Genomic DNA, 25,234 nt, shown 5'->3' with positions numbered 1-25,234 from the left:
TAGTGATATGGCGAAACCTGATCAACAAGTCGATACCCTGAAAGTTCCCCCCCATTCTATCGAGGCAGAGCAGTCTGTGTTAGGTGGACTCATGCTTGATAATCAGGCGTTTGATAGGGTTGCAGAACTGGTTGTCGCGCAGGACTTTTACACCCGCACCCACAAGCTGATATTCGAGGCAATGAGCAAGCTGGTCGAGGCCAGTCAGCCTATTGACCTGATCACCATCTCGGAAAACCTCGAAAAGAACAACCAACTGGACACGGTCGGTGGTTTTGCTTATCTGGCTGAAATTGCCAAAAATACACCCAGTGCGGCGAACATAGATGCCTATGCCAGTATCGTACGCGAACGGGCTGTGGTCCGTGAGATGATCTCGGTCGCCAATGAAATTGCCGAAGCGGGTTTTAATCCGGAAGGGCGTGATAGTCACGAATTATTGGACCTGGCAGAAAGTAAAGTATTCAAAATCGCCGAGCAGCGCACCAAGAGTACCGAAGGTCCACAGAGCATTCACAGTATTCTCGAAAAAACCGTCGATAAAATTGAAGAGCTTTATCAGTCGCCGCAAGATGGTGTAACCGGGGTGAGCACGGGTTACTCTGATCTTGACCAGATGACCGCAGGCTTGCAACCCTCAGACCTGATCATAGTCGCTGCACGTCCGTCGATGGGTAAAACCACTTTCGCAATGAACCTGGCTGAGCATGCTGCGATGACGCAGGATAAGCCTGTGCTTATCTATTCACTGGAGATGCCCTCAGAACAGATCATGATGAGGATGTTGGCTTCACTGGGGCGTATTAACCAGACCAAAGTGCGGACTGGTCAGCTGGATGATGATGATTGGGCACGGTTATCCTCAACCATGGGTTTGTTGATGGAAAAGGGTCAGATGTACATTGATGATGCTTCAGGCCTGACGCCGACAGATGTGCGTTCACGGGCAAGGCGCATCGCGCGGGATCATGGTGGTATTAGCATGATCATGGTGGATTATTTGCAATTGATGCGAGTGCCCAGTTTATCGGACAACCGGACCTTAGAAATCGCAGAGATATCTCGTTCACTTAAGGCACTGGCAAAAGAGCTTCAGTGCCCGGTGATAGCCCTATCACAGCTTAACCGGACACTGGAACAACGGGCTGATAAACGCCCGGTTAACTCAGACTTACGTGAATCGGGGTCTATCGAGCAGGATGCCGACTTGATCATGTTTATTTACCGTGATGAGGTGTACAACGACGACAGTCCAGATAAGGGAGTCGCGGAAATTATTATTGGTAAACAGCGTAATGGTCCGATTGGTAAGGTTAGGTTAACCTTCCAGGGGCAATTCTCTCGGTTCGACAATTATGCCGGTCCTGCAGTCGATGACGAATATTAGAGTATTTGTTGTTTTCTAACTGAGTCGGCAGCCTGAATTAGGAGTAAGTATGCGCCTGGCAACCGCCGAAATTAACCTCGCGGCATTAAGTTATAATTTAAAACGGATCAAGGCACTTGCACCTGGTGCCCGCGTGATGGCTGTGCTCAAGGCCAACGCCTATGGCCATGGTCTGGTCAAAATTGCCCAGCAGCTCAATGACGCAGATGCCTTTGCAGTGGCTCGTATTGATGAAGCATTGGCGCTGCGCGCCGGTGGTTTAACCAAGCCGATCGTTTTACTGGAAGGCTTTTTTCATTGTGCTGATTTGCCTATTCTGATTGCCAATAACTTTGAAACTATTGTTCATGATGAAAATCAGCTTAGGGCCATCGAAACCAGTCAGTTGGGTGCTCGTCTGTCCGTGTGGCTGAAAGTCGATACAGGCATGCACCGACTGGGCATCGAGCCTGAACAGTTCGAAACCTTTTATCAGCGGCTAAAAGCCTGTGACAATGTTGACCCGAATATCAAACTAATGACGCACTTTTCCTGCGCTGATGATGTAAATAGCACGCAAACGCAACGCCAGATTAAAGCATTCGAGCGTCTGATAGAGGGTAAACCTGAAGCGAAGTGTCTGGCCAACTCCGCCGGGGTACTCGGCTGGCCTCAGTCACATGGTGACTGGATCCGCCCCGGTCTAATGATGTATGGGGTTTCGCCTATGCTTAATCAGGTTGGTACTGAGCATGGCCTCAAGCCTGTGATGCGGCTAACGACCCGGGTGATCGCCATCAAGACCATCGCTGAGGGCGAAAAAGTGGGGTATGGCGGTCGCTGGCAGAGTAATAAACAAACTCAGCTGGCCGTTGTGGCGATGGGGTACGGTGATGGTTACCCACGTAATGCGCGCAATGGCACCCCTGTGGTGATCAGGAAGAAACGTTATGGCATTGTTGGTGCGGTATCTATGGACATGATCACTGTGGACATAGGCACTAACCCGGAGGGGGTGACAGTCGGTGATCAGGTTGAAATGTGGGGGCCTGCTTTACCGGTTGAAGAAGTTGCGGCGTGCGCGGGTACTATCCCCTATGAATTACTCTGCAATGTCACACCCAGGGTGAGCTACGACTACATCACCCCGTTAGACTCATCACGCTAGTTATTCCAGAAGCTGGCCATGTAAGGTTGCGACAATTGAGCGACTACTTGCATGGTCTCGGTGTTCCCCCAGGTAAATCCCCTGCCAGGTACCTAATTGTAAGCGCCCATGACTAACCGGGATCGTCACTTCACAGCCCAGTGTACTGGATTTGATATGGGCTGGCATGTCGTCGTCTCCTTCATAATCATGACGATAGTAACTTTGTCGCTCGGGTACAAAGTGGTTGAAGTGACTTTCCATATCCATACGAACGGTAGGATCGGCATTTTCATTGATGGTGAGACTGGCTGAAGTGTGCTGAATAAACAAATGCAGCAATCCCACTTTGTAATAGCTTAACTGAGGTAACTGTGTAAGTACCTCATCATCAATTAAATGAAAGCCGCGTTGACGCGGCCTGAGTGTGATATGTGTTTGATGCCAGCTCATAGCTTATCGAAGCTCACCTCTATGTTGGCATTCCCGTCAGCTGAGGTGAAGGGCATAATGATTTTAGGGCCTTCGCATTTATGAGTAATGGTGTGTCCGGGTCCGGAGACCACAATTGGCGTGGCCATATCAAACTCGTAGCCCTTCTCGCCAAGCAGGTTCTTTGCGCCACCGGTAACCATGTTGGTGATTTCACCGACCATGTCGGTGACTTCTTCATTGATTTTGTCCGGGCGCTCACCCAACATTCTTTCCATGATAGTCAGTGCCAGGCCTTCATCAAAACTGATAGAAAAGGAGCCTTTGGTTTGTGGGCCCACCATGCCAATCAACCCAGACACATCACCGCGTGCCACCTCATCTTTTTTAATCTTTGGTTTGCCTGGCGTTAATTCTGTTTGTGCCATGGTCGCCAGTACATTCATTAGTGACGATAAAAAAGGGTTGATGAATTCTACATTCATATGCTTCTTCCCTAGGTTCCTACGTTGTAACGGACGCTGGTTTAAGTGTAGTGGGCTTTTTACTATGCTGCACTACTCATTACACTTTCCACAACGGCCGTGTGCTTCAATCGTTTGTGCTTTAACAAGAAAGCCGTGCTCTGCAGCCAGGTTATTCAGCTCGTGCGAAATGGCATTGGAATGCAGCTCTTGTACGTGACCACAGGAGTCACAGATCAATAACTGCACTGGGTGAATACAGTCAAAGTGATGGCACAGCATAAATGCATTCGTGCTTTCAATCTTATGAATAAATCCTAATTCTGACAGAAAATCCAAAGCACGGTATACCGTTGCCGGCTTTGCTCCAGACTCGGTGAGCTTGAGCTCTTCTAGCAGATCATAGGCGCCTACACCGCCTTGTTTAGCAGCGAGTAAGCGGAAAACTTTTTCTCGGATAGGGGTAAATCGAGCCCCTCGATTATCACAAACTTGCTTAGCTTTACTTACCAGTTGTTCTATATTCATGTTCTAAATCCTTACACTGCCATGCAATACTAACATATTCTTTTTAATAGTCTTGTATCGACAGGGATTTATTCATTATATTCTCCGGTCGAGTAAAGTTGTGTTCAAGCCAGTTCTGGAATGCGGCTTCAGGCATTGGCTGTCCAATCAGGTAGCCCTGACCTATGTTACACTTAAACTCCACCAGTCGTGTGAGCTGTTCATGGTCTTCAATCCCTTCGGCAATGACTTTAAGGCCCATGCCATGTGCCATAGTGATGATATTTTTTACCAGATAGGCCGATTCATTCCCCGTGTGCATGTCGGCAATGAAGCTTTGGTCAATTTTTAACACATCAAACGGATACTGACGCAAATAGTTCAACGATGAGTAGCCTGTGCCGAAGTCATCCATTGAGATCAAAATCCCCATTTGCTGAAGTTTATCTAGTGTGGCTCTGATCGTGCTGTCACCGCTTAATAGCAGACCTTCTGTGATCTCCAATTCAAGCGTACCAGGTTGTAAAGCACAACGTTCTATCAAATGCTCAACATGGCTGAGTAGTTCAGGGTCATTAAACTGGCGGGGTGACAGATTAACCGCGAGTCGCAATGACGCATTAAATTGCGTATGTATTCGCTGTAAGGCTTTGGCTGCTGAATTAAGAACAAACTTACCCAAGTCGATAATAAACCCATTTTGTTCCGCCAGGGGGATAAATTCAGCCGGAGAGATTGGGCCGAGCTTATCACTGTGCCAGCGAAGCAGCGCTTCAGCCCCAACGACTTTGCGCGCCTGGAGATCCAGCTGTGGCTGATAATAGACCTCGAATTCTCCACGCTCAAGTGCACCTTGCATGCTTTCTTCCAGCATAAGGCGTCGTTGCAGCGTATTGCTCATGCTTTCAGTGAATAAACAATAGGTATTGCGGCCCTGTTGCTTAGCATTGTACATCGCGGAGTCGGCCTTTCTCAGCAAGTCGTTGGGCGTATCGGCATCCTGAGGAAAAAGGGCTATGCCCAGACTCAGAGAAATATTGAAGGCACGGCCGTCGATATCAAACGGTGCGTGAAAGAGTTTAACCAGTTTACTGGCGATGGGATGAATATCGGCGTTGCTTTTCAAGTCGCCCAGCAAGATGATGAACTCATCGCCACCGAGGCGCGCCACGGTGTCTTTTTCTCGCAAAGCAGACTGCAGTCGCTTTGCCGAATGGATCAAGACTTTGTCACCGACTTCATGTCCCATGGAGTCATTCACTTTTTTAAAGTCATCCAGATCGATAAAACCAACACCAACCAGTGACTTGTCTCGTTTGGCGTCATGGATAAGTTGCTGCAGGCGATCAAGCACCAAAAAGCGATTAGGCAAGTCAGTCAGGGTATCGTAAAAAGCGTGGTGCAGGATGATTTCTTCCTGGCGTTTTTTGTCTGTGATGTTGCGCACAGCAATAACCAAAGACTCGGTCCCTGGTAGTGCACTGAGGCGAGCTTCAAAGTGACGGTTACCGTCCTCAAAGGGCAGCGAATATTCAAGTTGCGTTAACTGGCCAGGCTGTTCAATACTTTGAATTGCGCGAGTAAAGTGGCGTGAGGTTTGGGCAGGTAGAAATTCCTCAATTTTACGTCCCAAAAATTGGGCTTCAGGTACGTATAAGTCGTCTGTCTGCCCGCTATGATACTCTAAAATAGTGCCCTGTTTATCAATGATAAAAAACAAGTCAGGCAGGGCTGAGAAAATGCCCTCCAGGATCGCTGTTTTGCGGCTGGCATCAGCCTCAGCTTGTTGCGTTTTCTGCCAGCCGACTTGCAGACTGTTTGCCATGTGGTTGAGGTTGTCCGCCAGGTGTTTAAACTCGCCAGCGCCATGTGTTTCGAGTGTGTCGCTGAAGTCAAAACTACTCAGTCGCTCACTGAGCGCAACTAGCTGTGATACCGGGCGATGAATGAAGAGCCGAGTGAAATACAGCACCAAAGCAGTGAGTAGTGCCGCAATCGCCAGAATAGACAGGGTTTTCATTCGCGTATATTCAAGTAGTTGTTGTGCCTGGTCAGCAATGGAATATTCGGCATAAATGAGTGCTGGAAGGGGGGTATTAGCCGCCACTGCGCCTTGTTGTTCATACGTACTATAGGCCTGATACAGGTGCTTATGTTTAATGTATTCAACCATAATGTATGGCGGACTGAGCCGTTGACTGATGGCCTCTGGTTTAAGTTCTAATGGGGTATCGTTATGGTGCCGACCTTCATGGCTGGTTGTACTGCTAAATAGCACCATGCCTTTTGCATCGACCAATGCCAGGTTGACATATTGCTGGCCCTGCTGATACGCAACCAAGGTGTTACGTATTTCATTTTGATCGTACCCGGAGAGTTGATGTTGCATCGTTAGGTTTAGCGCGGAGAGATCGCGTTTTAACCTTGCCTCTGTGATCGCCAGCAGACTTTCTTGCTGGGTATCATGATGGACCTGCACTAAGCCTACCGCCAACAGGGCGGCAAATAAAAAAGCACTGAGTGTAAGCCATAGCTTGAGGTCAATGGAGTACAGTTTGGTCACTCGGCTATCTCTCTTTCGTGTTATCACCTGCCCCTGTGACTGAGCAGTCGACTCTGGGCTGTCCCTTGTCAAGACTCGGACCCCGTTTTAGAAGCTTTCTACAGGTAAGTGTAGTTGAAAAGTACTGATTACTCGTTGTGATCTTGGACTATAGGAAAAAGAAGTTACACCAGTCAGGTGAAAAACAATCAATAACTAATTACGGAATGTATTTGGCTTGGCTGCGACTTTTGGCTAGGGTTGGTAAGAAGCTAACAAAGTCAAAACAAGGAGCGGCTATGAGCAGACATGAAGCGGATAAACTAAGCAGAAGTGCTCAACGGGTTCAGGATGCCATTACGGCTGCAGGTGGGGCGTTTACTGTTGTCGAGTTACCCGGCAGCACCCGCACGGCAGAAGACTCTGCGCACACCTTAGGGTGTGAACTCGGACAAATTGTAAAATCACTGATATTTAAAGGCAAAGAAAGCGGTAAGCCGGTGTTGTTATTGGTCAGTGGCAGCAATCGAGTAAAAGAAAAAGTCGTGGCCAAACATCTGGGAGAGAAGCTGGTAAAAGCCGACGCTGAGTTTACCCGGGAGGTCACCGGATTTACCATTGGTGGCATACCTCCTATCGGACACCTTACCCAGCCTGTCACTTATATTGATGAGGATTTACTGCAATATGAGACGCTGTGGGCTGCGGCAGGTACACCCAATGCGGTATTCTCGCTGCCAGCAGCCAAGCTGGTGTCACTGACTCAGGGAGTCGTGATAGCCGTGAAAAGCTGATTGCGGCGCTATCCGGTAAAGAGTTGCAGCGTTATTTTCACTTCGTCAGACTCAAACTCTGCAACACCCTCATAACCTTCAATATTGTAGTTAAAGCTGAAGAAACGGCGCAGCCACAGGTCGTCTTTATTGTCCTTTAGCACATCGATGGAAATATCCATCAGGCTTTCAGCCACATTCATACCGACTGCAAACAAAGGATTTGCCGCCGCAGCCACGACGGTGCGGGTGAGCTCGCCAAATGCTGCGGTTTTTCGGACCTGGGCCATCAGCTTGGCCGTGCTGCGAATATCACTGTCATCTTCTAAGACGGCAATATGGGCATCAAGAAAACGCGGGATCTGTCCGGCACGATTACGATAAATCGTGTAACCCGCAGGGCCAAAGCTAATGGTACCGCCTTCGCTGACCGGCATCACGTTCAGCTCCATATTAAATGCATGGTCTGCTACCCCGTCACTTACGGCACTAAATACCTTAATTTCAAACTTACTTTCGCTGAGTAACTTGTCGACGAAGCCCTGCGATTTAACATGAATTGACATAATGCGAAGCTCGACATCGGTAAACATTTGATTAGGCATGATATAAATCCTTTGATATGCGAGGGTTAAGGATACTTTGAACAGGGTTAGTGTAAACCCGCTACAAACTACAACAGTTCTTGAGTAGAATTTTTATTAGCGGAAGTAAGAGTTTCACGATGAAAACAAACTGACGAAATTTGAAAGGCACTATATAATATAGCGCCTTACTGTTACTGAATGTGATCCGGATGGTACTCGTCAATATCAATATCAGAAGGACTAAGCTTAGAGTAGATCTCTAGGAACTTATTTTTGGCATTGGCCAATAGCTCATTTCCATTCTCGTAGTCCGCGCTATAGCGCCCTGATTTAGAGTTAATAATCCATTTTTTATTTTTGTAATGAAGCTCCCCACCGATACGAGCCGACGTAAATCCTGTTAGGGTTGGATGTCCCCGTCTGTCAACTTCCTTACCAATCAATAGAGCTCCATCTAGAGATATTACCCAAATCCTAAATTCACCCTGAATGCCTTGAAGTAATTCAGGAAAGTCATCTGACAGGCACTTCTCTTGTTTTCCATAATAACTAATCCCAGCTTGTTTATGCAGTCGGTCTCCTGAAATTTCTTGTTTATTAATGCGTTTTGGAGCCCTCGGCTTACCGAATTGCTTATCCAGATAAGCAAAGTAATTATCTTTTTCCGGTTGAAATGAACGTATTAAGGGTACAAGAAAGTCCTTACCTGAATAATCTTCGTGCAGGGGGGAATACTCAAGAATATTTTTAAGAGGTTGAGTAATAGCATCAAAGCCACCTTGATTGTAAATTGGGATTCCAGCGATTGCATTGCCCTGTGGAATCTCTGTAGAATCGAATAAAATATCAAATAAAGGTTGCCCTTCACTTTGAAATTTTGCACTCCAAATGTATTTAGCCAAAGGTTTGCATAAAATCGCTTCCTTATTAACGACGCTGGGAGTTTTAATTAGATTGCTTTTGTAAATGGCTGAGCTAATTAGCTTTATACAGAATGTCACAGTAGGACATTCTTGACCAAGCTCTTTGTAGTAATGGGTGTACTCATGAATAACAGAGTTGCATGTGTTAGCAATATACTCAGAAGGAATCCTTATCTTTCTATAATTCGGGATAATTAGGCTATCGGGGATAAGGAGCTGCTCGGCATCCCGCCAATTACCTTGCTCATCTTTTTCCTCTAACATGAGACCCCATTCAATAGGAGCTTTGGCTTTTCCTTTAATGAGTGAGGTGACTTCTTCATCGTTAGTTACTATTCGCATTCTGGCAAAAGGACCAATCCTATCATCATGAATATATAGGTAATTATTACTTTCAATTTCCTTATATCCAAGAATAGTGACAGCATGGCCTCGTCCTTCACTTATAAGCTGAGCGTGTTCTTCTTTCCAATACACATCAGCTCCAAGAATTAATGGGAGGTCGCTATTTAAATAACTTTTTACAATATTGAAAAAATTACCAGATTCAGTACCGCAACTAGTGTCAATGTTAAATTTGTGGTTTCTCAGCTTCTGTATATCCAAAGAACGAAGGATTTGCTTATTGGTCAGCCCCTTATTGGGAAAGCTATTGTGAGAATCTACGACATGATTTATCGCTGCCAGGGTGATTTCGCTGGATGATGGTACGGTTCGTAAATCATTTTTATCTAGTGCCTGAAGTGCAGTCCAAATCGAAGTTGTTGCGCATGCTGATACAACCTTGTCTTGCTCCTGGAATGCTACAGTATCTACATGCAAGTTAAGGCCGAATAAATTGACTTTGTATCTGTGGCTAAGTGCTTTTTTATAGTCGCTATCATTAAAACTCGGATAAAGCCTCAAGCAGGATTTACCGATAAAGGTTTTTGGTAATGGTTTTACGACGATAAAGCCAATATATACTTCCTGAAGTTCACGGTGCTTTTCGTCAGAATATTCACTAAGATAAGACTGAAAATCGGGGTGATTTATATCTTTAGAAAAGAAGTGTAGCCTTGCGCAACGGTCACCATACTGATTAAAGCATTTTACATAGTACCTTGAATAATCTTCTAAAAAGTCTCGGTCTACATAGTCAGGTTCAAGCAATATCGTTTTAGCACCAAAGTCTGACAGATATCGATAGAGGTATTTAATCTGGTATTTTGAATTAATGTCGGGAAATTCTGAACCGAAACGCTCTTTTACCAAATTACTCAAAGTTTCTTTAGCAAATTCACAAAGGAGGAAGTCTGACTGCATTTTTGTTCCATCAGAGAAGGCTGCTTGAGAGCAGCCTTCTTATCCACAGAGATGTTTAAAGGTTATAACTACGGGAAAAAAATTTGTCGGTAGGAGTCAGGTTGCGAGCTTTTTCTGAGTAGACTTTTTCGCGTTCGTTTTGACGGTTTTTGAAACCTAGAGCCACTCTTCTGTTGTCAGCCTCTTTGCTTCCTGCAAGTTTTGCCAAATTTTCAAAAGTCATGTTAAGAACCTATTCTCTGATTCAATCGGGTCGAATATTATACAGATAAAGGAATTTACTTCAATACCTGCCGTGATTTTTTATGCATCGACACAAGGTGGAAAGCTCAGCTTTCACCTATGACAAAAGATAGTAGTTGAAAGCTATCAATACAAGCTAGCTGGTTCATTTATAAGCCATTTTATGCGGTTTTTTAATGGTCAAATTGATCACCGCAGTGGGTCCAAAGCATCATAAGCAGTAGCTTCGAGCTGGGCGACTCTGCGAGTCGTTTCTATCTCTTTAAATAGGTACGACTCTTAACTATCAAGCCTTCTAAAGTGATTTTGTATCTCTTTTTCTATATAGTCAAGGTCAAGAAAGTTACATGTTGCAAAAGTTTCTAGGTGAGAATAAACAAACTGCAAAAATCTCTTATTTAATAGCGATAATTCTAGTACCTTGATAAATAAGGTTACGACCAAATCTTCGATGTAACCCTGTTCAACCTTATCTTGGCGAGCACAACCCAATGCTGTAAAAGTCAGTTTGGCACCGATGCTATCATCAATAATATTATTAGAGAAATACCTTTGGCGAATACCGGCTAAGACAAGGAAGGCTAAAAGGTTCAGAAAACTCTCGTTATCTTTATAGTTTGGTTTCCAATCTTTTATTATTTGGGCTATTAATGATAAAGCACTTGGTCTATTTATGATAGCTAAGTCTATCAGAGTCTTATATCTTACAGGAACGCTAACATTCGCAGTACACAACAAGTACAGGTTTACTTGTTGCTCTTCAAGAGTAAGCTGATCTAGCGAGGTTAAGTAAAGCTCTTGCGCGTTCGCGAAAGCTAAATTGCTGTCATTAAACAGCATGACAAAACTGTGGTCAAAAGATAAGAAATCGTAACCAGACAGAGAACATGCACATAAACTGGAAAACGTCGAGCTGTCCATGAAGTCTTCGAATTTCACTAGATCAATAGGTATATCTTCTAGTTGAACTTGGATGAGTGAGGCGTTGAGTAGTATGAATTCGACGCCTTTCACTAGCGTTTGATTTAAAAAATGTTTTTCGTTACTCACGAGAAGTTTGCCAGTAGCTCCCACACTTGCTCGTAAGTGTTCTTTTTTTGAATTTTTTAACCAAAATTCTAGCAAAGATTTAGTTATTGAGGTTATGAAATAGTTTTTACTTGCAAAGGAGCCAGCTTTATAGAGACCTAAAAGTGAAATGAAAGCAACGCTGTATAAGTCTAGTACCAAGTCTTCCGAGTCAGAAGTTGTTTCTGGGATCTGATTTTTTACACAATCCTCATCCAGTATTATTTGTATGGCATGTTCGAGGTTATTCGTATCGAATAACCAATTTCCCTTTATTTGAATCGGTAGTTGGGAGTGCCTTTGGATTTCATTCGGCTCTTCCTTTCGTGTTATTTTAGTAAGGAGGTTAGCCATAGAGTCAGCGATATTTTCTCCCTTACCTGTTGGTAGCTCCAGTAATTGAAATACATCAGAGCCATCATTTTGCAGCGATCTTATCTTCGGTGCAATTCTCCACGCAGCTCCTAAAAAGGGAGGAACTATTTCTTGAATTATAAACTCTTCAACACCAAATTGAATGGCATCTCCTTCCGCACTTTGCATAAGTATTTGGGCACGAGGAGATTGTGAATCTAAAAGGTTACTATGTTTACCTTCATATTCGTCAACAATGAGCTTAATTAGTTCCTTACCTTGCGAGCTTCTTAAAACATAACATGAGTGGAAATTGTAAACTTTCGGCGAGAAGTCATATTCAATATCATTGATTGAGCCACTTAGAGCAAAATCAGTAATCGGTTTAGATATAGCTTCAGGGTTATCTACAAACCACTTTAATACAATGGGCTCAATAAACTTAAACAGTCCATGTCTCATAATTGAGAAAAGAATTTTCCAAGCTGCGTCAGTTGGTTGTTCGAAAAGAGTTGTAGGAATTTGGCGAGATAAATCGATAATTTTTGTTTTTGCATCAGCTCGTTCATATGCGGATGTCAACGAAAGCCAGACTGAAATATTGTCTTCATAGCGTTTGACCAAATGCTCAAGCGTGCTAATCTCTGCATCGAGGTCTGCATTTATCTGATGTAATTTAACCTTAAGGGCCCAACAGTTAAAATTCCAACCTGCTTCAGTTATAAATCCAAGTACTTTAGAGAGCGTATTGTACTGTTTTGCCTGAAAAAGTAGCTCTAAGTAATAGTCATAAAGTGGAGAAAGCCATGCCTCTTTAGGCAAGCCAAGTTCGATCAGCTTTATTGCTTGTTCAAAAATTTTATGCTCATGTAACTTTTTTGCTATGCTTAATATAACTGGTGGTTGAATCGTTTTTCCTGACTTTTCAAAATCTTGAATTACAGAGTTCGCTAAGGTGATAATGCTACCTGACTCAGTTGATTCCTCAATTGAGATTACTGTGAGCCTTAAATTGCAAACGCATTTAGTAAACTCATCATCGCTGTCTACTTCGATTCCTGCGTCTAATAGTTTTCTAATCTGCTCTTTGCTAAAAAGGTCAAGAATATAGTGATATTGCAGGCTATTGAGTTTTAATTCTTCCGTAATTTTATGCGTTATAGAGGCTTTCAATTCAGGGTTAGAGCGAGCTTCTAGGATATCAACTAACTCATTATTGCTAAATACATTAGGGTTTCCAGATTTAATGTACTGAAGTTGCTCAAAGATGTCTTTAGGAAACCGATTTAGAATATTTTCGTTAGTAGAACATAGTTCAACTAAATCTTGGTCTTTACAATCAGTATGGTATAAGCAGGCACTGACTATATTTATAACATTACTATCAATATCTTGATTCCTAATGTAATGTTTTGATTCTTCAATAACACTATCAACGATAGACTTTTCCTTGACGCTTATGGTCCAGTAATGAGCATTATCAAAAATACTATTTAACTGTGCCGCTTTACAGATATAGGCAAGCTTCCTTACATGAGGTAACTCTTGCTTCTTGTTAATGCTGTGTACGATTCTAATGGCGCTTTGAACGGCATCAACTCTCAGATATCCATAAACGATAGCAATTAAGGTATCAGTGGTGAGGTCTAGCTTATTACTTTCGTAGAATTTTTGAATGTTTTCGTATTCAGCCAACCATTTAAGGTACAAATTAATTGATAGCGTGCCTGGATAAGTAATGCTTCTATATCGCTCTAGAGCAATGTCAAATTCTTCATTAATTATGTCGTTTCTTATTAGAGAGGCGGTAATGAGATCTTTCACATAGGAATTGTTACAGGATTTTTTATTTTCAAGAAGGGTTTCTATGTCCTTAGTGTCAGGAGTGTTAATCGATAATACCCTCAAGGCTACCAATGCAACGCTAGCTTCATGATTTAATGAATTTGTCGATTCTAGAGTAGAGATTATGAGAGTTGCATCTTGCTGCTTACCCTGAGTTATCAAACTAATAGCCGTTGACAGAGGCTTCCTAATCTTATCAGGTGCAAGCTCAATTACATTTTGAGTTACCTGTTGTAATTCAAATCTAGCAATTTCGCTGTGTTGGAAAGTCAGTTCATTGTTGCCTTTTCCAGTGTGTATTTGAGATGCATAGGGGTTCCTATCTCGCATTTGGCATATACCTTAGAATTTGATATGTGCTTCGTTGTTTCCTGTGCCGGAATGAGTCTGATTTATAGTTACATTTTGATTGGCTTTGGTTTTAGAAACGATTTCTAGCAATTCAGGCAAGGCATTGAAATGTTTTTCAATTTTCCTCTCTGACCAATCTTCATCAATTTTTGCTTCGTTGATTGAATTAACTATTTTCTCTAAATCTGAGTTTGTAAGTAACCACTTTTGAAGAATCTTCTTTAATGTAGAAGCTGTGATTTCTGTACCTTTGGAAATCAAGCTGTATGTTGCTGATGCAAGTAACGATGTTGTGAACCCATCCATTTCCAAGTCCCCTGTAAAAGGCAATTTGTTCATTTTTCTGGCGTATGCTCAATATATTACATGCTTTGCATTATTTTGGAAGTAGCAAGAGGTATCACCAAAAGGATCTTGTTAGTAATTTATGATGTGGAAAGAAATAAAAATGGTGGCCCCACCTGGACTTGAACCAGGGACCTACCGATTATGAGTCGGGTGCTCTAACCAACTGAGCTATAGGGCCATTTCCAAATTGTAGTGCTCAATAAATTCATCCATGAAGCGAGGTCCTGTCGGCGTCCTGCCTCCACCTCAACAAGCTGCGAAGCGGTGCTTCGGTCTTGTTTCGCCCAACTGAGCTATAGGGCCATTTTCAAATTGTAGTGCTCGATAAATTGAGCGTACTTTTTAGCACAGACCTAAAAAGCGCTGGCAGTATAAAAATTTTTAACAGGCTTGTCACTAGCTAAAGAGGAAAAAGTCGCACATATCTGATTCAATTGCTTAATAAAAAGCCAAACTAATGCGCTAAGCCTGTTTCTTTATTAGGTTCGTTCGCCTTACATCTGTGCGTTAGATCCAGACATCGTTTTGTGCGGTGAGGGAGCTGTCGGCATCTCCGGTATTGACGACCCCTTTGGGTTCGATAATAAGTACCTGGCACTCATGCTCTGCATAGGGTTTGTGTTCTGCGCCTTTGGGAACGACCAGCATGTCACCCTCTTTCAGATATTCTGTACGGTCTCGAAAGGCAATGTACATCTCTCCTGAAAGCACGATAAACACTTCGTCGGTGTCGGGGTGATCGTGCCAGACAAATTCCCCCTGAAGTTTTACCAGTTTGAACTGATAGTCGTTCATTTCAGCAATGACTTTTGGGCTCCAGTGTTCAGAAAACAGGGCCAGTTTTTCGGCAAAATTAATGGGTGCGTGTGACATAACATTTCCTTATGGTGACGGACATAAGAGAGAAGCCTTATCCGACCGGATAAGGCTCAAGGATCAGTTGAGTCGTGAAACCACAAAGTAAGGGTTCAGATAAGACTCTTTTTGGTTGTACAGCAGCGGGCTGCCGTCCAGCTGAGTGACGGTTGCACCGGCGATTTTCGCCACGGCATGTCCGGCGCCGGTGTCCCACTCGCTGGTTGGGCCCAGGCGCGGATACACATCGGCAGCACTTTCCGCTACCAGACAAAGTTTCAGTGAACTGCCTTTTGGCACCATATTCACATCATCAAATTGTTTGAGATAGTCAGCCAAGTCCGGTGAAGGGTGTGAGCGTGAGCCTACCACTTGAATGGTGCCCTGATTGTCTTTACGAGTGACTTTCAGCTCAATACGGGCCTCGCCACATTCTTTGAAAGCGCCGATGCTGTTGGCGGCGAAGTAACTGACGTTCAGTGCGGGCGCATGGACCACGCCCATCACTGGCTCACCGTTTTCAATCAGAGCAATGTTGACCGTGAACTCCCCGTTTTTCTTAATAAACTCTTTGGTGCCGTCGATGGGATCAACCAGCCAGTAGCGCTGCCAGGTTTGGCGCTCCTGCCAGCTGATCTCGGCGCTTTCCTCACTGAGGATAGGTAAATCCGGAGTAAGCACTTTCAGACCGGCCGTGATCACCTCATTGGCGGCTAAGTCGGCGTCGGTGACCGGGCTTTTATCGTCTTTATATTCAACGTTAAAGTCTTTGGCATAAATGGTGAGGATCTTGTCTCCGGCGCGTCGGGCCAGATTGACTATCTCCTCCAATAAGTCGGTGTCGTTCATGGTTTTTCCTTGGTACTACAGATGAATTATCTCGCGCTGTTGTAGATACGCTACCAGCTGTTGCACCGATTGGTCCAGACTATTTTCCCCGGTATTAATACGGATCTCCGGGTTTTGAGGTGGTTCATAGTCTGAGTCTATGCCGGTAAAGTGTTTGATCTCACCGGCGCGGGCCTTTTTATACAGGCCTTTCGGGTCTCGCTGCTCGCACACTTCCAGCGGTGTATCCAGGTAAACTTCAATAAACTCGGCATCTTCAACCAGGCCGCGAACCATATCGCGCTCAGCCTGGAATGGGGAGATAAAAGCGGTGAGCACAATAAGGCCGGCATCGACCATGAGTTTGCTCAGCTCACCCACGCGACGAATGTTCTCAACCCGATCTGCGTCGCTGAATCCGAGGTCTTTACACAGCCCATGACGTACGTTGTCGCCATCGAGCAGGTATGTATGCGCGCCGAGCTGTTGCAGGGCACTTTCCAATGCATTGGCCACGGTGCTTTTGCCCGAGCCAGAATAGCCAGTAAACCAAAGAATAACCGGACGATGGCCCTTTTGTTCGCTGCGATGTGTTTTATTCACGGCATAGTTATGCCAGACAATATTCGTATCCATAATTCCTATCCACTAAAACGGGAAAACCAAGGGGATCAGCGTCAGCACAGTGATCGAGTAAATAATTGAAAGCGGCAGGCCAACGGTCACATAGTCTTTGATCCGATAATTGCCTGCACTGTACACCATCAGGTTAGTCTGATAGCCAAAAGGTGAAATAAAACTGGCCGATGCACCAAAGGCCACCGCCATTACGAATGGCAGCGGACTGACACCAAAGCCAATCGCCAGTGCGTAGGCCACGGGGAATGACAATGCGGCAGCAGCATTATTGGTGATCAATTCAGTGAACACCACCGTCATTACAAAGATAGCAATAAAGGCGCCGTACGGACCAAAGTCGCCCAATACATAAAACAGCGCATCGGAAATCTGCCCGGCTAACCCTGTGTCTATCATCAGCTTAGCTAAGCCAATGGCACTGCCCACGATGGCGAGGAGTTCTATGGGAAAACGACGCTTCATTTCACTGACTTTGACGGAGCCAAATAGCACTAGTCCAAGCAATAACACCATCAGACCTTTGACTAAAGGCACAACATCGAAGATACCCAGGCCGAGCACGGCGACAAAGGCGGCCATCACCTTATTCGACTGTGGCTGCGTTAAATGGGTTTGCAGATCCAGGCCAGAGATATAAACAAATTCGCGTTTCAGATCGGGTAGCTGGTAAAAGTCACCGCCAGGGGCGAGGATCAAAGAATCTCCCGCCTGCAGCTTGACCTGACCCAGGCCGCCAGGCAGACGGTCGTGACCTCTGCGAATGGCAATCACCGCGGCATGAAATTGTTCGCGAAAGCGGATCTCTTTGAGTGTTTTGCCCAAAAACTTGGATGACTGACTGATCACGACTTCGACCAAATGCTCGGCGTCTTTTTCGTGTTTATCATGCACTACCTGTAATCCGTCGAAACGACGTAATAGGGGCACAGACTTGATATCGCCGACAAACAACAGCACATCACCCTGCTGGATTTCCTGTTGCGGGGTCACGGCGCAAATGCGGCGCTCGCCGCGAATGATTTCTGCCAGGAATAAATCACGCAGATCGCGCAGGCCATTTTCTTCAACCGTACGGCCAATCAGTTTAGAGCCCGCTGTGACTTTCCCTTCCAGATAGAAAGGCACAACTTCTTCTTCTTTACGGCCATGGTCCGGCAAAAACTTCAGTAATAGGATAATGGTGATCAGGCCCACACTCAGTGCGCCAATACCAACCAGGGTAAAATCAAAAAAGCCCAGCGGTGCCATACCAGCCTCAATCGCAAAGCCATTGACGATTAAATTGGTCGAGGTGCCGATTAGGGTCAGGGTACCGCCCAGAATCGCCGTGTACGACAGCGGCAGTAATAACTTAGAAGGCGAGTGGGTTTTGCTTTCTTTAATGGTACTGATCAAAGACGCCACCACGGCGGTATTGTTGGTAAAAGACGACAAAAAGGCCGTGGATAACCCCAGCTTCATAACCGAGCGCGCCAGCGAACCATTGGCCAGCGAGCGGGCAAGGTATTGCACCAGAGTGGTTTTTTCGATGGCGATAGACACCAGAACCAGTAAAACCAGGGTGATCAGCGACGGGTTTGCATAATTGACCAGCATGGTTTCAAGGTCGATCAATCCGGCCAAATAGGCGCTGCTGATAGCGCCGACAAATAACCAGGCCGGATTAAGCCGCGTGCCAAAAAGACACGCGACCAGCACGAGCATGATGCCTGTTAAGATGATCTGCTCTAGCAGCATAGATAACTCCCGTTAACAGGCATAAGGCCGTTACTTCAGCTTGCTCAAGTCAAGCGCTTGCCAGTGTGGGAAGTGCTTGCGAACCAGGGCATTGAGCTCCAGCTCAAATTCGCTGAACTGCTGCTTTTCACTGACTTGCTCATCCAAAATGGCATCAATCATACCGGCACCTACGGTCAGGTTACTCAGACGGTCAATCAGGATAAAGGCGCCGGTTTCGTGGTTATCACGATATACGTCGGCCGCAATGGTTTCTGTCAGTTCCAGCGTCACAATGGCAATCTCGTTCAGCTGCAGGCTTTCGGCTTCGCCATGTTCCAGCGTATTGACGTCAATGGTGTGGTCAATCTGCTTCACGATGGCAGCCGTACTCTTTGCGCCCAGCTTGAAGTTGTACGTTTTGCCCAGCACCAGAGGTGCTTCGTGCATCCATACCAGCTTGGCCTGGATCAGGTTGGTTGCCTTAGTCGATGAGTCTGCCGGGACAATCACATCACCGCGGCTGACATCCACTTCGTCATTCAAGGTGATGGTCAGCGCCTGACCAGTTTCAGCCTGTTCCAGATTGCCGTCGAACGTCACCAGTTCTTTGATGGTACTGGTTTTACCCGAAGGTAAAATCTTCACCGCCTGACCCACACTCAGTGCACCTGACGTCAACGTGCCCTGGAAGCCACGAAAATCCAGGTTAGGACGTACGACATACTGCACCGGGAAGCGGGCTTCAAATGCACTGTTTGGTTCAGCAGCCGGAGAGTCTTCCAGCAGCGCCATCAGTGGCTGATCTGTGTAGTAAGGCGTGTGCTCAGAGCGAGTCACAACATTGTCACCTTTCAGGGCTGAAATTGGCACAAACTTGATGTCATTGACGTCCAGTTGCTCAGCAAACTTCAGATAATCGGCTTTGATTTTCTCGAACACGGCTTCATCAAAGTCAACGATGTCCATTTTGTTGATGGCCACAACAAATTGCTTGATACCCAGCGAGTCACAGATAAAACTGTGGCGCTTGGTCTGGATCTGCACACCATAGCGGGCATCTACCAGAATAATCGCCAGATCGCTGGTTGAAGCGCCGGTAACCATGTTACGAGTATACTGCTCGTGTCCTGGGGTGTCCGCGATTATGAACTTACGCTTGGCCGTTGAGAAGTAGCGGTATGCGACGTCGATGGTGATACCTTGTTCACGCTCTGCCTGCAAACCGTCAACCAGCAAGGCAAGATCCAGCTCTTCACCGGCATTACCGACTTTTTCGTTATCTTTATGCAACGCTGCCAGTTGATCTTCATAGATCTGGTGGCTGTCATGCAGCAAGCGGCCGATCAGGGTGGATTTACCATCGTCTACACTGCCGCAGGTCATCATGCGTAACAGGCTTTTATCCTGCTGGCGTGATAAATAGGTTTCAATCCCCAGTTCTTTTACTTCATTTGCGGTAGACATTAGAAATACCCCTCACGTTTTTTCTTCTCCATAGACCCGGATGAGTCATGGTCGATGACCCGGCCTTCACGCTCGGAAGAGGTCGATAACAACATTTCTTCGATGATCCCGGTCAGGGTGTTTGCTTCTGATTCAACTGCACCGGTCAGCGGGTAGCAGCCCAGCGTGCGGAAACGTACCGACTTCATCTCAGGCACTTCCCCTTCCGCCAGCGGCATACGCTCGTCGTCAACCATGATTAACGTACCATCACGCTCAACGACCGGGCGCTTTTCAGCCAGGTAAAGCGGTACTATCTCAATGTTTTCCTGATAGATGTATTGCCAGATATCCAGCTCAGTCCAGTTCGACAGCGGGAATACACGAATACTTTCGCCCGGGTTGACCTGACCATTGTAGGTATTCCACAGCTCTGGACGCTGGTTTTTTGGATCCCAGCGGTGGTGTTTATCACGGAATGAATACACACGCTCTTTGGCACGAGACTTCTCTTCATCACGGCGGGCACCACCGAATGCGGCGTCGAAGCCGTACTTGTTTAATGCCTGCTTAAGGCCCTGGGTCTTCATGATGTCGGTGTGCTTGGCTGAGCCGTGGGTGAATGGACCTACGCCCATTGCCAGTCCTTCCGGGTTTTTATGCACAATCAGGTCAAAGTTGTACTCTTTGGCCAGACGATCACGAAACTCAATCATCTCGCGGAATTTCCAGTCCGTGTCTACATGCAGCAGAGGGAAAGGGATCTTTGCCGGAAAAAACGCTTTACGTGCTAAGTGAAGGAGTACCGATGAGTCTTTACCGATGGAGTAAAGCATCACTGGGTTTTCAAACTCAGCAGCGACTTCGCGAATAATCTTTATACTTTCAGCCTCAAGTTGCTGAAGGTGAGTTAAAGCCATTGTCGTCGTCCTACTTAAATACTAAAAATAAAGTGGTTCATGTGTCAGGCGATCTTAGCGAGCGGCTGAGCGTAACTTGCAATTTGTTCTGTTTTACCAAACCAGGCCAGCTCCTGATGCAAAGCGGCTACTTCGCCAATGATCAGCAGCGCCGGGGACTGGATATTGTTGGCTTCGATTTGCGCTGCCAGCAGACCAAGTTCAGTGGTAACAACACGCTGCGATTTGCGGGTACCATTTTCAACGATGGCCACTGGCGTGTGTTCACTGCGGCCATGGGCCAGTAGTTGGGCCTGTATATGCGGAGATTTAATAACCCCCATATAAATGGCCAAAGTCTGGTTGGGCTTGGCCAGCGACTGCCAGTCCAGTTCCTGCCCTTCTTTTTTACAGTGCCCCGTCACAAACTGAATAGCCTGCGCATGGTCACGGTGCGTGAGTGGTATACCTGCATAGGCACTGCACCCCGCGGCGGCGGTAATACCAGGGACTATCTGGTAGCGGATGTTGGCCGCAGCCAGGACCTGCACTTCTTCGCCACCACGGCCATAAATAAAGGGGTCGCCGCCTTTAATACGACATACCTTTTTACCTTGCTGGGCCAGCTCAACCAACATCTGATTGGTGTCTTCTTGTTTGACACTGTGGTGTCCGGCGCGTTTTCCGACGCAGATAAGGTCGGCATCGCGTCTGACCAGTTCCATAATTTCATCCGACACCAGGTAGTCGTAGACCACCACATCGGCCTGCTGCATCAGTTGCAGCGCTTTTAGAGTTAGCAGTTCCGGGTCGCCCGGTCCGGCGCCTACGACATAGACTTCGCCTTGTGGTTCTGCGGTGTCGTTCAGCATGTCATGCAGCTGCTGTTGCGCACCTTGTGTGTCTCCGCTTTGTACTTTGCTGACCACGTGTGAGTCGAATACTCGCTCCCAGAATTGACGGCGATCCGCAAAATGCTTAAAACGACCTTTGACCTTGTCTCTGAATCCGCCAACCAGTTCAGCCAGTGGGCCGATATGTTGTGGGATCAGGGTTTCGAGCTTTTCTCTTAAGCGGCGTGCCAATACAGGCGCTGTGCCGGCACTGGAAATCGCAATGGTAATGGGATTGCGGTCAACGATAGACGGGAAAATAAAGCTACACTTTGGCTGGTCATCAACCACATTGACGAAAATATTGCGCGCATCCGCTGCATCGCGTACCTGCGCGTTGACGTCATCGTTGTCGGTGGCAGCAATAACCAGCGCCATGCTGTCAACGGCGTCGGCGCTAAAGTAGGCTGTCTTCAGATGCAGTTCGCCTTCTTCGGCTAACTGTTTGAGCTCGTCACAGAATTCAGGGGCCAGGACGGTTACATCTGCGCGGGCTTTGAGCAGCGCGCGGATCTTTCTCAATGCAACTTCACCGCCGCCGACGACCAGCACGGGTTTGTTGTCCAACTTGGTAAAGATAGGTAAGTACTGCACGCTGTTGCCCCTTAAACATCGTAAAACTTGATATAAGCCAACTCTGGCTTTTTCTAGAGTGGCAGAATATCCCGCGTACTGGCAGGGAAAAAATAACTTAAACCCAGTTTTTATAACTAAAAGTTATATAAAGACTTGGAAACAGGCTTACCTCATATATATCAAGGGGTTTTGCGTGGTTACATGTGTCTGATTACAGTTATAGCTATTGGTTATGAGTTATAATTCCGACAATTTATCCCAAAGCGTGCTTGTTAGCACTGAACAATGACGTAAATTTAGCGCCCTGGCGGCTGACTGAAGCAGCGGGTGTGGCCAAGTGAACTTGGTCGAGAATGGTGCGGACAAATGTCCTGTGGTCGAGTGGGGCAAGCAGCTAACGTTGAGGTCCGACTCATATGATGCAGCCATGTCCGTGGGACAGGGGCAGTAAAAAGGAAACGAATATGAAAATGCAAGCCGTCGCACGCGAGGTGCTTGGATTAATGGATCTGACGTCGTTAAACGAACAGGATAACGAAGCCAGTATCATTGCGTTGTTAGACAGCATTAAACCAGAATTAGGATTGCCCGCTGCTGTGTGCGTGTATCCGCAATTTGTGGCGTTATGTAAAAGTGAGCTGGCACGTCGAGGCTGGTCACAGGTGAAGGTAGCCACTGTCACGAATTTTCCCGGCGGTAAGCAGTCGCTACAACAGGTGCTGGCACAAACGAAAGAGGCTTTGCAGGCTGGGGCCGATGAAATTGATCTGGTCATGCCTTATCAGCAGCTCCAGGCAGGCGACCCGGATACGCCCTGGCAGTATGTACGCTCAAGCAAGCAACTCTGTGGCGCACAGGCAAAACTTAAAGTGATCATTGAATCTGGGGTGCTGGAAAATGCGCAGGAAATCGCCCAGGCCAGTGATGTTGCCATTCTGGCTGGGGCTGATTTTATTAAAACCAGTACTGGTAAAGTGCCGGTGAATGCGACGTTAGAAGCAACAAAAATCATGCTTGAACGCATCCGTGTTTCGGGCAAGGCTGTTGGCTTCAAAGCCGCCGGCGGTGTTAAAAGTGTTGAGCAAGCAAGTGATTACTTACAAGTCGCTCGCCAAATCATGGGTGATGACTGGGTGCGAGCAGAGCATTTCCGATTTGGTGCATCGAGTTTGCTACAAGATGTTCACCGCCTGCTGGACGACTCAGACTAACGGAGAATAAGGTGAAGCGTGACCAGGCAGTGATACGCGATAGTGAGCGAGAAAAGCAACAGCTGGAACATGGTGCAGCCAAGCTGTTTATGCGCAGCTATGAGCGTCTCACTCACATGCCAATGCGTCACATCTGGCATAATCAACCAGCGAAACCCGATGTCAGCTGTTATCTGGGTGAGTCACAGCTCGACATTGAAGTGGCGCATCTTTACGCCAGCGAAACGGAAGCGATGGCTGTACTCGGTCGCCCGCTGTCACTGACCATGCAACGTGAACTGGCTGTGATGGCGCAGGCGCCGGGCACACAGCGGCTGAACACGGGCCTGGGTCGCTTACTCAAGCAAAAAGCGGGGAAACACTACCATTCTCAGCGCGTCTGGCTGTTGATCCGAAATGCCAGCCCAATGTGGCATCGGGCCGACTTCGAAAAAGAGTTACCACATTTATCTGTGCCCCAAACACATCCTTTTGAACAAATATGGCTGCTGTGTGATTTCTTCTATGGTGATCCACTGCGCTTATATTAGTTCGGAAATTTCTGGTTTGTATCGCTGGGTAGAAGCAGAACCTGGCTGAAATTAGCACAAATACCGCTTTGCGCATCTTTTACTCTTGTTTTCAGTTTGTTCGTCAGTATAATGGGCATCCACTTTGCAGGGGCGTAGTTCCAATTGGTAGAACAGCGGTCTCCAAAACCGATGGTTGCGGGTTCGAGTCCTGCCGCCCCTGCCACTCTTAATAATCAGTCCAAATCTAAAATAATGGGTTTTACCATCACCGCTTATTTGTAAATTTGGATTGAAATGGATTAACCCTGCTCCTATGTAGGGTTGTTGTGTCTGTATTTAAGGTAAAAATAAATTATGAGCACTAATGTTGAAAACCCGTCTAGCTCGATGGACACGGTAAAGTGGTTGTTGGCAGTCGTTTTGTTGGCTGGCGCAGTTGTTGGTAACTACATGTACGCTGATATCTCAGTGCTATCGCGCGCGATTGGTGTGGTAGTTGCGATTGGTGCAGCATTGGGTATTGCTGCGACAACAGAAAAAGGGCGCACCTTTATCGCTTTCGCCAAAGAGTCTAGAATTGAGGTTCGCAAGGTAGTTTGGCCAACGCGTCAGGAAACAACACACACGACCTTTATCGTAATGGCTGCAACAGTAGTAATGGCACTGATCCTGTGGGGATTGGATGGCATTCTGTTTCGTGCAGTTGGCTATTTAACCGGTTTGGCCTTGTAACAGGTTAGCGTTTTAACTGGATTGGAGATCTGATCCCATGTCGGATGAGAACAAAGAAAAGAAATTACGTTGGTACGTAATTCAGGCGTTTTCAGGTTTTGAAAAGCGCGTCGCTCAAACTATTCTTGAGCACATTAAAATCGAAGGTCTGGAAGACTACTTCGGTGAAGTACTAGTCCCAACTGAAGAAGTTGTGGAAATGCGTGCCGGACAAAAGCGTAAGTCTGAACGTAAATTCTTCCCAGGCTATGTACTGGTTGAGATGGTAATGGATGATGCGTCCTGGCACCTGGTTAACAGTACACCACGCGTGATGGGCTTTGTGGGCGGCACGTCAGATCGCCCAGCACCAATCAGCAAAAAAGAAGCTGACCGTATCCTTAACCGTCTGCAGGAAAATGCAGAAGCACCTAAGCCGGCAACGTTATTTGAGCCAGGTGAAGTGGTACGCGTTATCGATGGTCCGTTTGCTGACTTTAATGGCGTTGTGGAAGAGGTCGATTACGAGAAGAGTCGTCTGAAAGTATCGGTACTGATCTTCGGTCGTTCTACGCCGGTTGACCTGGAATTTGGACAGGTTGAACAAGATAAGTAATTTTGTTGTATAATACAGCAAAAGTTATTGCCAAAGGCCGCTGGTTAATCTATAATCAGCGGCCTTTTTGTATGTCA

Annotated in this window: 23 protein-coding genes and 2 tRNA genes; 8 read left to right on the top strand and 17 right to left on the bottom strand. The window is 46.3% G+C overall.

Annotated features, from left to right (window positions below; all coding sequences use genetic code 11):
• The first annotated feature begins 7 nt into the window (after positions 1-7).
• Together dnaB and alr are read left to right on the top strand one after the other, a co-directional pair.
• A complete protein-coding gene (gene dnaB / locus ACXAH1_RS19065; RefSeq protein ID WP_138542983.1) occupies positions 8-1,387 on the top strand; it encodes a replicative DNA helicase in 1,380 nt (459 codons plus the stop codon).
• A gap of 49 nt (positions 1,388-1,436) precedes the next feature.
• On the top strand, positions 1,437-2,534 hold the full coding sequence (alr, locus tag ACXAH1_RS19060) for an alanine racemase (protein ID WP_475198805.1): 1,098 nt from the start codon (positions 1,437-1,439) through the stop codon (positions 2,532-2,534).
• Here alr and ACXAH1_RS19055 read toward each other — a convergent pair whose 3' ends face one another.
• The 4 genes from ACXAH1_RS19055 to ACXAH1_RS19040 all read right to left on the bottom strand — a co-directional run bounded on the left by ACXAH1_RS19055 (position 2,535) and on the right by ACXAH1_RS19040 (position 6,479).
• Positions 2,535-2,966: a secondary thiamine-phosphate synthase enzyme YjbQ gene (locus tag ACXAH1_RS19055; RefSeq protein ID WP_475198803.1), complete on the bottom strand. Its 432-nt coding sequence runs from the start codon at positions 2,964-2,966 to the stop codon at positions 2,535-2,537. It abuts the gene before it with no gap.
• Positions 2,963-3,430: a chemotaxis protein CheX gene (locus ACXAH1_RS19050; RefSeq protein WP_138553092.1), complete on the bottom strand. Its 468-nt coding sequence runs from the start codon at positions 3,428-3,430 to the stop codon at positions 2,963-2,965. The genes ACXAH1_RS19055 and ACXAH1_RS19050 overlap by 4 nt, the downstream gene beginning before the upstream one ends.
• Before the next feature lie 72 nt (positions 3,431-3,502).
• Entirely contained in the window at positions 3,503-3,937 is a 435-nt protein-coding gene (locus ACXAH1_RS19045; RefSeq protein WP_058796952.1) for a transcriptional repressor, read from the bottom strand.
• Between the two features lie 43 nt (positions 3,938-3,980).
• Positions 3,981-6,479, bottom strand: a complete 2,499-nt coding sequence (locus ACXAH1_RS19040) for an EAL domain-containing protein (RefSeq protein ID WP_475198801.1) — start codon at positions 6,477-6,479, stop codon at positions 3,981-3,983.
• Positions 6,480-6,757: 278 nt separating this feature from the next.
• On the opposite strand from ACXAH1_RS19040, the gene ACXAH1_RS19035 reads away from it, so the two are divergent.
• Positions 6,758-7,252, top strand: a complete 495-nt coding sequence (locus ACXAH1_RS19035; protein WP_475198798.1) for a YbaK/EbsC family protein — start codon at positions 6,758-6,760, stop codon at positions 7,250-7,252.
• 8 nt (positions 7,253-7,260) lie between these two features.
• Here the strand turns inward: ACXAH1_RS19035 and ACXAH1_RS19030 are convergent, their stop codons facing one another.
• From ACXAH1_RS19030 to cysG, 13 genes are all read right to left on the bottom strand, one after another.
• Positions 7,261-7,836, bottom strand: a complete 576-nt coding sequence (locus ACXAH1_RS19030) for a hypothetical protein (RefSeq protein ID WP_253048647.1) — start codon at positions 7,834-7,836, stop codon at positions 7,261-7,263.
• Positions 7,837-8,009: 173 nt separating this feature from the next.
• The gene (locus ACXAH1_RS19025) at positions 8,010-10,046 is read right to left on the bottom strand and encodes a hypothetical protein (protein ID WP_475198796.1); all 2,037 of its coding nucleotides are present in this window, start codon (positions 10,044-10,046) and stop codon (positions 8,010-8,012) included.
• Positions 10,047-10,101: 55 nt separating this feature from the next.
• Positions 10,102-10,269 carry a hypothetical protein gene (locus ACXAH1_RS19020; protein ID WP_475198793.1) on the bottom strand — a complete coding sequence of 56 codons (168 nt, stop codon included), beginning with the start codon at positions 10,267-10,269 and terminating at the stop codon, positions 10,102-10,104.
• Positions 10,270-10,568: 299 nt separating this feature from the next.
• On the bottom strand, positions 10,569-13,886 hold the full coding sequence (locus ACXAH1_RS19015) for a hypothetical protein (RefSeq protein WP_475198792.1): 3,318 nt from the start codon (positions 13,884-13,886) through the stop codon (positions 10,569-10,571).
• 12 nt (positions 13,887-13,898) lie between these two features.
• Entirely contained in the window at positions 13,899-14,246 is a 348-nt protein-coding gene (gapS6a, locus tag ACXAH1_RS19010; RefSeq protein ID WP_475198790.1) for a GapS6a family protein, read from the bottom strand.
• Between the two features lie 110 nt (positions 14,247-14,356).
• Positions 14,357-14,433 (bottom strand) — tRNA-Ile (locus tag ACXAH1_RS19005).
• Positions 14,434-14,762: 329 nt separating this feature from the next.
• The gene (locus tag ACXAH1_RS19000) at positions 14,763-15,128 is read right to left on the bottom strand and encodes a cupin domain-containing protein (RefSeq protein ID WP_475198788.1); all 366 of its coding nucleotides are present in this window, start codon (positions 15,126-15,128) and stop codon (positions 14,763-14,765) included.
• A gap of 63 nt (positions 15,129-15,191) precedes the next feature.
• Complete coding sequence (gene cysQ / locus ACXAH1_RS18995; RefSeq protein WP_475198786.1) at positions 15,192-15,959, bottom strand: 3'(2'),5'-bisphosphate nucleotidase CysQ; 768 nt, start codon at positions 15,957-15,959, stop codon at positions 15,192-15,194.
• A gap of 15 nt (positions 15,960-15,974) precedes the next feature.
• Positions 15,975-16,574, bottom strand: coding sequence for an adenylyl-sulfate kinase (gene cysC / locus ACXAH1_RS18990; protein WP_475198784.1), 600 nt, complete (start codon positions 16,572-16,574; stop codon positions 15,975-15,977).
• Positions 16,575-16,586: 12 nt separating this feature from the next.
• Positions 16,587-18,311 carry an SLC13 family permease gene (locus ACXAH1_RS18985; RefSeq protein WP_475198888.1) on the bottom strand — a complete coding sequence of 575 codons (1,725 nt, stop codon included), beginning with the start codon at positions 18,309-18,311 and terminating at the stop codon, positions 16,587-16,589.
• Between the two features lie 33 nt (positions 18,312-18,344).
• Positions 18,345-19,760 carry a sulfate adenylyltransferase subunit CysN gene (gene cysN, locus ACXAH1_RS18980; protein WP_046003840.1) on the bottom strand — a complete coding sequence of 472 codons (1,416 nt, stop codon included), beginning with the start codon at positions 19,758-19,760 and terminating at the stop codon, positions 18,345-18,347.
• Complete coding sequence (gene cysD / locus ACXAH1_RS18975) at positions 19,760-20,659, bottom strand: sulfate adenylyltransferase subunit CysD (RefSeq protein ID WP_046003841.1); 900 nt, start codon at positions 20,657-20,659, stop codon at positions 19,760-19,762. Before cysD ends, cysN begins: the two co-directional genes overlap by 1 nt.
• A gap of 44 nt (positions 20,660-20,703) precedes the next feature.
• A complete protein-coding gene (gene cysG / locus ACXAH1_RS18970) occupies positions 20,704-22,125 on the bottom strand; it encodes a siroheme synthase CysG (protein WP_475198781.1) in 1,422 nt (473 codons plus the stop codon).
• A gap of 446 nt (positions 22,126-22,571) precedes the next feature.
• Between cysG and deoC the strand changes: the two genes are divergently transcribed.
• The 5 genes from deoC to nusG all read left to right on the top strand — a co-directional run bounded on the left by deoC (position 22,572) and on the right by nusG (position 25,157).
• Positions 22,572-23,318, top strand: a complete 747-nt coding sequence (gene deoC / locus ACXAH1_RS18965) for a deoxyribose-phosphate aldolase (RefSeq protein ID WP_475198779.1) — start codon at positions 22,572-22,574, stop codon at positions 23,316-23,318.
• A gap of 29 nt (positions 23,319-23,347) precedes the next feature.
• Complete coding sequence (locus ACXAH1_RS18960) at positions 23,348-23,848, top strand: hypothetical protein (protein ID WP_475198887.1); 501 nt, start codon at positions 23,348-23,350, stop codon at positions 23,846-23,848.
• A gap of 128 nt (positions 23,849-23,976) precedes the next feature.
• Positions 23,977-24,053: transfer RNA gene (locus ACXAH1_RS18955), tRNA-Trp, on the top strand.
• A gap of 131 nt (positions 24,054-24,184) precedes the next feature.
• Positions 24,185-24,562 carry a preprotein translocase subunit SecE gene (gene secE, locus ACXAH1_RS18950; protein WP_475198777.1) on the top strand — a complete coding sequence of 126 codons (378 nt, stop codon included), beginning with the start codon at positions 24,185-24,187 and terminating at the stop codon, positions 24,560-24,562.
• 37 nt (positions 24,563-24,599) lie between these two features.
• Positions 24,600-25,157 carry a transcription termination/antitermination protein NusG gene (gene nusG, locus ACXAH1_RS18945; protein ID WP_010387321.1) on the top strand — a complete coding sequence of 186 codons (558 nt, stop codon included), beginning with the start codon at positions 24,600-24,602 and terminating at the stop codon, positions 25,155-25,157.
• The last annotated feature ends 77 nt before the right edge of the window (positions 25,158-25,234 follow it).

This window comes from Pseudoalteromonas sp. AWH4_217 (assembly GCF_056161105.1).
The sequence above is the reverse complement of the archived record's forward strand: the minus strand, read 5'-3'. Positions and strand labels throughout refer to the sequence as shown.